Genomic DNA, 9,486 nt, shown 5'->3' with positions numbered 1-9,486 from the left:
GTTAAGGATGTCAGGGATATACGGTGTTGCCGCCTCTCCCAGGTTGCCCAATGCCCATGCCGCACTGCCACGAACAGATAAGTCAACCTTTTCATCCTTGAGGAAGTTAAGGATGTCAGGGATATACTTGCTAGCCGCCTCTCCCAGCTTCCCCAATGCTGATGCCGCACCGCGACGAACACCTGAGTTAACCTTTTCATCCTTGAGGAAGTTAAGGATGTCAGGGATATACGGTGTTGCCGCCTCTCCCAGGTTGCCCAATGCCGATGCTGCACTGCCACGAACATTTGAGGGAACCTTTTCATCCTTGAGGATGTTGGCGGCTTTCTGGGCAATTTCCTCCGGTTTTTTAAGCAGAATTTTTAAATCTTGCGGCTTATATTTAGCTAATTGGTCAAAAGCATATTTATCTCGGTTAGTCTGGGCAGCAATCAGGCTATTGTTGACAAAAGCTAGTCTTTTATCGCCCATCTTAAATAAGTTGCGTCGTTCTTCTGCACTGAGGGTAACAAGAAAAGGCAACTTTGCTTGGATAGTCGCAAAGGCAGCTTTGATTTCTTGGATATCTGCTGGGGAAAGAGAGGCGGTAATGTTTTGATATGCCATCGGATCTTTACCGTGGTGATTTTTGTTATGATTCCCACGGAGAAGGGCGATCGCACAGGGTTGGCATGGGGAGACGCGGGGACGCGGAGAATAACAAATGACTAATGACTAATGACCAATGACTAATGACCAAATTCTGTGACAATGGTTAAGAGTAAGCCGGAATAGTGAATCCAAGCTACTCATGAGCCATTCTCAAAACAGTTCTTTGTCAAGCAAAGCCGCTCCATTTTCTTTTGATTGGTTGTATGCTTTCTGGAAATTCTCTCGCCCGCACACGATTATCGGGACGAGTTTGAGTGTGTTGGGTTTGTTTTTAATTGCCATTGCGGTTGGTGGAGACGCGATGAATCCTGGAGACGCGATGAATCCTGGAGGAGACGCGATGAATCATGCAGACGCGATGAATCGCGTCTCTACAAGTTATCTGCTGCCTTTGTTGGGGGCGTGGGTTTCTTGTTTGTGTGGCAATGTCTACATTGTGGGGCTGAATCAATTAGAAGATGTTGAAATTGACAAGATTAATAAGCCTCATTTACCTTTAGCTTCTGGGGAATTTTCCCGTAAAACTGGGCAATTAATTGTTGCTTTTACTGGGATTTTGGGGCTAATTGTGGCGTGGCTAACTGGGCCGTTTTTGTTTGGCATGGTGGCAATTAGTTTGGCCATTGGTACTGCTTATTCTTTACCGCCAATTCGTTTGAAGCAGTTTCCTATTTGGGCGGCGCTGTGTATTTTTTCGGTACGCGGTACTATTGTAAATTTGGGATTGTATTTGCACTACAGTTGGGCATTCCACCAAAGCCAAGCAATTGTACCTGCGGTGTGGGCGTTGACGTTATTTATTTTGGTGTTTACGTTTGCGATCGCCATTTTTAAAGATATACCCGATATGGAAGGCGATCAGCTCTACAATATCTCTACTTTCACTATCCAACTCGGCGCCCAAGCTGTGTTTAATCTCGCTCTTTGGGTAATAACTGTTTGCTATTTGAGCATAATTTTAGTTGCTGTGCTAGGCGTCGCCTCACTTAACCCGATATTTGTAGTAGTTACTCATTTAGGATTGCTCGTTTGGATGTGGTTGCGGAGTTGGAAGGTAGACTTAGAAGATAAAACTGCGATCGCTCAGTTTTATCAATTTATCTGGAAACTCTTTTTTATCGAATATCTTATTTTCCCTATCGCCTGTCTTTTGGCTTAGACAATGTTAGAAACCTTGCCAATTAGTTCTATTCTCGCTGGGAGCATAGTTGCTTTCAGTCTGGTAATCCTTGGGTATTTCGCTTGGAAAACTTTAATTACCTCAGACTTGTTTCAAAAAGGAATCAATCTTGCTCAAGCACAAGATTATCAAGGTGCAGAAGCAGCTTTTCGCAAAGTTATTTCTCTCAATTCCACTAACGATGTGGTGCGCTTATTTCTGGGAGATGTTTTAAATCGCCAAGGCCGAGTAGAAGAAGCAAAAGAATTATTTTGCGAAGTGATTAGCCGCAGCCCAAAAAATCCTGATGCTTATTTGCGTCTAGCAAATATTTTAATGCAACAAGATAAACGAGAAGAAGCTAAAAATAATTTGCAACAAGCCAAAGAGTTATTACAAAAACAACGCCAACCTGAAAAAGCTACAAGAATCGCTCAGTTATTGGAGAAAATGAAGGCGAAACCATGAACAAGGTTGAATTGTGTAGGGGGCACAGTTGTGCGCCCCTAGCTCGTATTAATAAATAAATTGTTTATAGAATAAATAATCATAATGGCAAGTCATAACAATGGTAAAAATAAATAATTTCCTGGCTACAGCTATTATTTGCTGGTGTTTGAGCAATGCGAATACTGCTTTTAGTAAAGATGTTGGCGTTGTTTTAGCAAAAGTTGAAAACTCTCCTCAAGCCGTAGTTCCTCAGAATAAAAAGGCACTGACTAATTTTCAACAAGGAACTAATCTCTATAAACAAGGAGATTTCAAAGGAGCAGAAACGGCTTTTCGCAAAGCAATTGAGCTAGAACCGAAATTTATCCAAGCTTATATTGCTTTAGGAAATACTCTTGAGGATCGAGGGAAACCACAAGAAGCGATCGCCCAATATCAAAAAGCCATCAGCCTCGATCCTAAATCTGCCAAAGCTCACTTTCACTTAGGAAATGCTCTCTACGTTCAAGGCAAATTTCCACAAGCGATTACCGAATACAAACAAGCTATAAACTTCGATCCCCAAGATGCAGAAGCTCACTATTATTTAGGAAATGCTTTTTATGCTCAGGGAAAGCCAGCAGAAGCAGTGGCAGAGTATACAACAGCAATTCGCCTCGAACCCAAAAATGCCCCAAGTTATAATGCCTTGGGAAATGTACTGTACGCCCAAGGCAAACTAGAAGAAGCCATCGTCCAGTATCAACAAGCCATTAGCATCGATCCCCAAGATGCAGAGGCTCACTATAACTTAGCAAGTGCTTTGTACGCGCAAGGCAAACTAGACGAAGCAATAGCCGACTATACCCAAGCAATTCGCCTCGATCCCAAACACGCACAAGCTTACACCGGTTTAGCAAATGCGATGGACGATCGAGGTAAGCCCCAAGAAGCGATCGCACATTATAAAAAAGCTATTAGTCTTTTACCCGACTATGCATACGCTTACTATAATCTGGCGATAACTCTAGGAAGAGAACAACAAACCCAAGAAGCGATCGTCAATTTCCAAAAAGCCAGAGAATTATTCCAAGCTGAGAAAAATAATCAGATGGTTGAGCAAATTGATCGGTTAATTGAAAAAATTAAGGGGAGTGGGGAGTAGAGAGTGGGGACGCGGAGAATAACAAATGACTAATGACCAATGACTAATGACAAATAAAAGAGGCAAAGTCTACCTTGTAGGTGCTGGGCCTGGAGATGTGGCATACCTAACAGTAAAAGCTTACAATCTCTTAGCCACTGCTCAGGTGTTAGTCTACGATGCTTTGGTAGATGCTCAATTATTGCAGTGTGTACCACCTGATTGTCTGAAATTAGATGTCGGCAAACGCGGTGGTAAACCCAGTACAAGTCAAGCAGAAATTAACAACTTACTAGTAAAATTCTGCCAGGAAGGCAAACAAGTTGTACGGCTCAAATCAGGCGACCCCTTGATTTTTGGGCGTTGCACTTCGGAAATAGAAGCTTTAAAAGCATCTGCTTGTGATTTTGAACTAGTACCAGGAATTTCCTCAGCCCTTGCAGCACCGCTATTGGCAGGAATTCCGCTCACAGATCCAGTTTTAAGTCGGTGTTTTGCAGTATTTACAGCCCACGAACCAGAGGCTTTAGACTGGGAGGCGCTATCGCGGTTAGAAACACTAGTAATTTTGATGGGAGGGCAACACATACGGGAAATTGTAAATCAACTGTTGCGATACGGGCGATCGCATTTAACACCCATAGCCATCATCCGTTGGGCAGGAACTCCAGAGCAACAAATTTGGATAGCACAACTGGGCAATATCTGTGAACAAATCAGCGGATTATCTCTTTCCCCAGCGGTAATTGTGATTGGCGAAGTTGTTGGGCTACGCAAGTACTTGCAACCTGAGAATATATATAGAGAAAGGCACGCCAGTATTCCCACAGCCCAACCTATGTCAACTAATCTCCCGCCCTCTTTCTCATCCCCCTTATCTACTTCATCTCCCCTTGCTGGCAAAACAATCTTGGTGACACGTTCAGTCGGACAGTCGAATCAATTTAGCAATCGTCTCATGGCTTTAGGCGCAACTGTCATCGAAATGCCTACCTTAGAAATTGGCCCGCCTTCGAGTTGGGAAAATTTAGATAATGCGATCGCTAATTTATCTAACTTCAACTGGTTAATTCTCACTTCTACCAATGGTGTAGACTACTTTTTTGCCAGACTAATTGCCCAAGGTAAAGATAGCCGTGCTTTGGCTGGCGTGAAAATTGCCGTTGTTGGCGAAAAAACAGCCCAAAGTCTCAAACAATACTCTCTGCAAGCAGATTTTATTCCCTCCAACTTTGTCGCCGATTCTTTAGTGGAAAATTTCCCAGAAGAGTTGCATAGTAAAAAGGTTTTATTTCCCAGAGTTGAAAGCGGCGGCAGAGAAGTTTTGATTAAAGAATTAACTGCTAAAGGAGCAGAGGTAATAGAAGTTGCTGCATATCAATCTTGTTGTCCCAGCAGTATCCCACCTGCGGCACAATTAGCTCTACAAAACCGCAAGGTAGATATAATTACTTTTGCCAGTTCTAAAACTGTACAATTTTTCTGCCAACTTACTAACAACATATTTCCGAGTAACTCCCATGCTAGTCAATTGTTAGATGGTGTTTGTATTGCCTCCATCGGCCCTCAAACTTCCCAAACTTGCCAGTCTTTATTCGGACGTGTAGATGTCGAAGCCCAAGAATACACTTTAGATGGTTTAACCGAAGCATTGATAATGTGGCGGATGAGCGAGACGCCGGGATGCGGAGAATAATAAATGACAAATGACAAATGACAAATGACAAATGACAAAACGCATAATCGGCTTAACTGGAGGTATTGCTACAGGCAAAACCACTGTCACAAATTATTTAGCTAGCACTTATAATCTGCCGATTTTGGATGCAGATATTTATGCTAGAGAGGCGGTATCTTTAGGTTCGCCTATTCTTGGTGCGATCGCTAAACGTTACGGGCAAGAAATTTTGCTAGCAGATGGCACTCTTAACCGCCAAAAGCTAGGCGAAATTATTTTTAATAGCGAAGATGAACGCAACTGGGTAGAGAGTTTGATTCATCCTTATGTGCGCGATCGCTTTCTTGAAGCAATTACCCAATCTTCTTCACAAATACTGGTGTTAGTAGTGCCCCTGTTATTTGAGGCTGGGATGACTGATTTGGTTACAGAAATTTGGGTAGTACATTGTTCCCAAGAACAACAAATACAAAGATTGATACAACGAAACCATTTGAATCAAGAACAAGCAGAAGCTCGGATTAATAGTCAAGTATCTATCGCAGAAAAAGTGGCTCGTGCAGATATAGTTTTGGATAACTCTTCTACCCTAAACGTTCTACTGAAACAGGTAGATACAGCCCTAATACCAATTCAAAATTCAAAATGACGCTTGCAGACACGGCTTAGCTGTGCTAACAAAATTCAAACTTAAGAAAGCCAGAGCTAGCCAGGGTTTCAAGATTGGTATCTGTTGCATTCTTTTCGTGAATTGGTATAAAGATCCAAAGTGTAAATAGAACAAGGTGAAAAAAACCAAACTATGTAAATAAATGCGCTGTTAAAGGATTTAAAAAATATCTAATTTTTTACATTGAGCGAGATGAAAGCATTGAAGTTATGCGGATTCTCTATGCAGGGCAAGATATAGAAAGAATTTTACAACAGGAATAATATTGATTAGCGATCGCTATTGCGATTGTGTTGGTGAAGCGATCGCATTTTATCAAATTTTTGTGCTATCGCCGTAAGCCGTCGCACCCTAGGGAATCTTAGTCCAGACTTCTCTTTGTGTCCCCATCCCCATAAGAATTTTCACCCATTCAGTGCATGACGATCGCTTGGTTCTTTGGATATGCTTTAAGAAGTATTAAAACTAGGCTCCTATTTTTCGGTATCCGTATCTAAGCAATTGTAATTATTAAACTGACAAGCTTGAGAAATTTAATGATGAAATCCTTTTCTATTTCTTTAATCGTTGCGATGAGCGCACTTGCTCTCCCCCAGAGTGCCTATGGTAATGAAGAAAATGTCCCAAATCTAACAGGCGATCGCAATGAGGCTCAAGCTTTATTGACTGAACCTGCCACCATTAATACTAAATGGCGAAATTTTAGTGGACAGACTATTAATCTTAGACCAACTTCTCAATCAATTTCAGCAGTCCAAGACCAAGAATGTCGAAAAATAAACCCCTTGGAAATCCTCAATAACCCAGAGTCTTTCTTCAAGGAATGTCCCCAGCAAACAAATGTCCAAAGAAATCAAAATTCTGAGCCAGTTGAGTATTTCAAGGTTCCTAAACTCGATTCTGGCATTAAACTAACAGTTACTCAGTTTTAATAGAGAAAGTCTGTTAAATAATCAATAACTAATTTTTGGTCTAGTGTAATCTATCTAAATAAGTAAGCAGGCGATAGGCAATAGGCAATAGGGCTATAGAAGATGAAAGTGTACAGAATTTAGTTCATAAATCAAATAGGATTCCTATATTAATGTGATGTTTGAATAACACCAATCTCAAAAACAATGCGACAAATAAACCATTTGTAGAGACGCGATTCATCGCGTCTTCTTCTGATAACCATCGCCCATTGCCCATCGCCCATCGCCCATTGCCCATTACCCATTACCCATTGCCAATTCCGTCATTCCACCGCCAGTTATTTACGCCCGCACAGCAAGCCGAACCGAATTAACCCGCGCTGGTAACCGCGACGCATTAACCCTAGTGACAGCGCACCTTGGATGGTAGTCCAACCAGCATTTAGTAAACCCCAAAGCGCTTGGGGAGTAAATGCCGAATCAATTACCACATTCCAAAATGCAGCAACAGCCTGCGACCAGTCAGCAGTGCGGATATTGTTTAATGGTAATTGATGGGCGATCGCTTCATACTCTGGCAAAGAAATTACATAAGGCAAACAATACACTTGATAAATATCCTGCAAGTGCTTTTCTTCATCTGCCGTTAGTGGTGACTCATCAGTTGCTCGATGACACCAAGTCACCATAATAAACGTACCACCAGGCTTTAACACCCGATAGCACTCCTGCATAAACTTGGTTTTATCTGGCATATGTTCGCCACTTTCCAACGACCAAACCAAGTCAAAAGAATTATCACCAAAAGGCATTGCTTGGGCATTCGCTACCTGAAATTTTGTTCTTTCACCCAAATTCGCTTCTAAGGCACGTTCCGTTGCTCTGGCGGCTTGCACAGGACTCAATGTAATCCCTGTGGCTTGAGCATGAAACTTTTGTGCCAAGTATAAAGAACTGCCACCAATCCCACAGCCTACATCCAAAATATTTTCAGCCGCCTCTACCCCCGCCCAAGTGAGTAATTCTTCAATTAAGTCAATTTGCGCTTGACGACGGTCTTTTTTGTCACTACCATCAGCCCCATAGTAGCCGTGGTGCATATGTTCCCCCCAAATCTGTTCCCAAAGGCCGGAGGAAGCATCGTAGAATTGTTGAATTCGCTGGTAAAGTGTTGCACTCATGAAAAAGCAGTCTCAAGATAAAGCATAGTTAAAAAAACATACTCGTAGGCTACCATGTATGTTTTTAATAAAATAAGGGTATTTTTGCTTCCAGACAACGTAAACCATGATGTATCCTCCTGGGAGAAATATTGCAGCAGTTTTACCTCAAAAAACTGTTCTTGCTCGAATTTATACCAATTATTCAATATAAGGCTACAGATTCAAGCATGTGCCAACCCATATTAAATCTGATTTTCTTGATTTTGAATTTTGAATTTTGAATTAATTATGACTGTTGCTCGGACAATTTGCTTGGGATTTCTGGCTGTCATCGCTATAGGAACTATCTTGTTGATGATGCCTTTTTCAACTAGCGATGGTACGTGGAATAACCTGATTGTGGCACTATTCACTTCTACATCCGCAGTTTGCGTTACAGGTTTATCAGTAGTTGACCCTGGTACTTATTTTTCCTTTTGGGGTCAGTTTTTTATTGCCCTATTAGCTCAGATTGGCGGATTGGGTTACATGACAACCACCACATTTCTGATTTTGCTAATAGGACGTAAGTTTGATATGCGGCAAAAAATCGCAATTCAACAAGCTTTAGACCGACCAGGAATGAGTGGTAGCAGCCAAGTTATCCGCTCAATTATTGCCACAACATTGATTTTTGAAATTACTGGTGTATTTTTACTTTTACCAGCTTTTGTTCCTGAATATGGTTGGCGAAATGGACTGTGGTTAGCAATTTTTCATAGTATCAATGCTTGGAATAATGCCGGATTTAGTTTATTTAAAGATAACTTGATTGGCTATCAGTCATCTTTTTTAGTAGTTTTCACCGTCACAATGTTGATTATTTTTGGGGGAATCGGCTATCAGGTAATTTTAGAGATGTATATTTGGTTGCGCGATCGCCTTCTTAAAAAAACTATTTGCCAATTATTTTCTCTTGATTTTAAAGTTGCCACCAGCACAACAATTATATTGTTAATTCTGGGAACAATTGCCTTTTTTTGTATAGAAATTAGAAATCCTGAAACATTTGGTTCGCTAAATTTTTATGACCAGATATTAGTAGCTTGGTTTCAATCTGTCACACCTAGAACTGCTGGCTTTAATACCATTGATATTAGTAAAATGACCACTGCTGGTTTATTTATTACGATTGCCTTGATGTTTATTGGTGCCAGTCCAGGTGGTACGGGAGGAGGCATGAAAACAACAACCCTGAGAGTCTTGACAAGTTGCACCAAAACTATTCTTCAGGGTAAAGAAGAAGTTTTATTATATGAACGCAAGATAGCAATATCTTTAATTTTGAAAGCTGTCGGTGTATTGGTAGGTTCAGTAGCGACTGTAATTTTAGCAACTATTTTAATTAGCCTCACAGATCCGACATTGGATTTTATTCAGATTTTGTTTGAAGTAGTATCAGCCTTCGCCACTGTGGGGCTTTCCACAGGCATTACAGCAACTATCTCCACAGCAGCAAAGCTTGTCTTAATTCTCACTATGTATGTTGGACGAGTAGGTGTTTTACTGCTGATGTCCGCTGTACTAGGAGACCCACGACCTACTAGAATTCATTATCCTGAAGAAAACTTACTCGTGGGATAGGTAGGCGAGATGCGGTTCGGCTCCCTTCTCTGCGAGACGCTACGCGTAGCTTGCT

General features: G+C 41.4%; 10 protein-coding genes and 1 pseudogene. 7 read left to right on the top strand and 4 right to left on the bottom strand.

Translation table 11 applies throughout. The annotated features are described in order from the left end of the window. Positions 1 to 315 (bottom strand): HEAT repeat domain-containing protein (locus ACM0OY_RS30960; protein ID WP_414572601.1); only part of this gene is annotated, 315 nt, incomplete at its 3' end. Positions 316 to 408: 93 nt separating this feature from the next. Further along, a pseudogene (locus tag ACM0OY_RS30955) lies at positions 409 to 606 on the bottom strand (hypothetical protein); the annotation flags it as partial. 184 nt (positions 607 to 790) lie between these two features. Here ACM0OY_RS30955 and ACM0OY_RS30950 point away from each other — a divergent pair. The 6 genes from ACM0OY_RS30950 to ACM0OY_RS30925 all read left to right on the top strand — a co-directional run bounded on the left by ACM0OY_RS30950 (position 791) and on the right by ACM0OY_RS30925 (position 6,663). After that, entirely contained in the window at positions 791 to 1,810 is a 1,020-nt protein-coding gene (locus tag ACM0OY_RS30950) for a homogentisate phytyltransferase (protein ID WP_414572598.1), read from the top strand. A 3-nt stretch (positions 1,811 to 1,813) separates the two neighbouring features. Beyond that, positions 1,814 to 2,278, top strand: a complete 465-nt coding sequence (locus ACM0OY_RS30945) for a tetratricopeptide repeat protein (protein ID WP_414572597.1) — start codon at positions 1,814 to 1,816, stop codon at positions 2,276 to 2,278. Between the two features lie 100 nt (positions 2,279 to 2,378). Next, positions 2,379 to 3,404, top strand: a complete 1,026-nt coding sequence (locus ACM0OY_RS30940; RefSeq protein ID WP_414572596.1) for a tetratricopeptide repeat protein — start codon at positions 2,379 to 2,381, stop codon at positions 3,402 to 3,404. Between the two features lie 46 nt (positions 3,405 to 3,450). Next, positions 3,451 to 5,079, top strand: coding sequence for a uroporphyrinogen-III C-methyltransferase (cobA, locus tag ACM0OY_RS30935; RefSeq protein ID WP_414572595.1), 1,629 nt, complete (start codon positions 3,451 to 3,453; stop codon positions 5,077 to 5,079). A gap of 31 nt (positions 5,080 to 5,110) precedes the next feature. After that, positions 5,111 to 5,710: a dephospho-CoA kinase gene (gene coaE, locus ACM0OY_RS30930; protein WP_414572594.1), complete on the top strand. Its 600-nt coding sequence runs from the start codon at positions 5,111 to 5,113 to the stop codon at positions 5,708 to 5,710. A 557-nt stretch (positions 5,711 to 6,267) separates the two neighbouring features. Beyond that, complete coding sequence (locus ACM0OY_RS30925; RefSeq protein ID WP_414572593.1) at positions 6,268 to 6,663, top strand: hypothetical protein; 396 nt, start codon at positions 6,268 to 6,270, stop codon at positions 6,661 to 6,663. A 124-nt stretch (positions 6,664 to 6,787) separates the two neighbouring features. Here ACM0OY_RS30925 and ACM0OY_RS30920 read toward each other — a convergent pair whose 3' ends face one another. After that, a complete protein-coding gene (locus ACM0OY_RS30920; protein WP_414572592.1) occupies positions 6,788 to 6,943 on the bottom strand; it encodes a hypothetical protein in 156 nt (51 codons plus the stop codon). A 40-nt stretch (positions 6,944 to 6,983) separates the two neighbouring features. Beyond that, complete coding sequence (locus ACM0OY_RS30915; RefSeq protein WP_414572591.1) at positions 6,984 to 7,826, bottom strand: methyltransferase domain-containing protein; 843 nt, start codon at positions 7,824 to 7,826, stop codon at positions 6,984 to 6,986. Positions 7,827 to 8,096: 270 nt separating this feature from the next. Here ACM0OY_RS30915 and ACM0OY_RS30910 point away from each other — a divergent pair, with 270 nt between their 5' ends. After that, entirely contained in the window at positions 8,097 to 9,431 is a 1,335-nt protein-coding gene (locus ACM0OY_RS30910; RefSeq protein ID WP_414572590.1) for a TrkH family potassium uptake protein, read from the top strand. Positions 9,432 to 9,486: the final 55 nt, after the last annotated feature.

It is taken from the genome of Nostoc sp. CCY 9925 (genome assembly GCF_963920935.1).
Lineage (GTDB): Bacteria > Cyanobacteriota > Cyanobacteriia > Cyanobacteriales > Nostocaceae > Nostoc.
The sequence above is the reverse complement of the archived record's forward strand: the minus strand, read 5'-3'. Positions and strand labels throughout refer to the sequence as shown.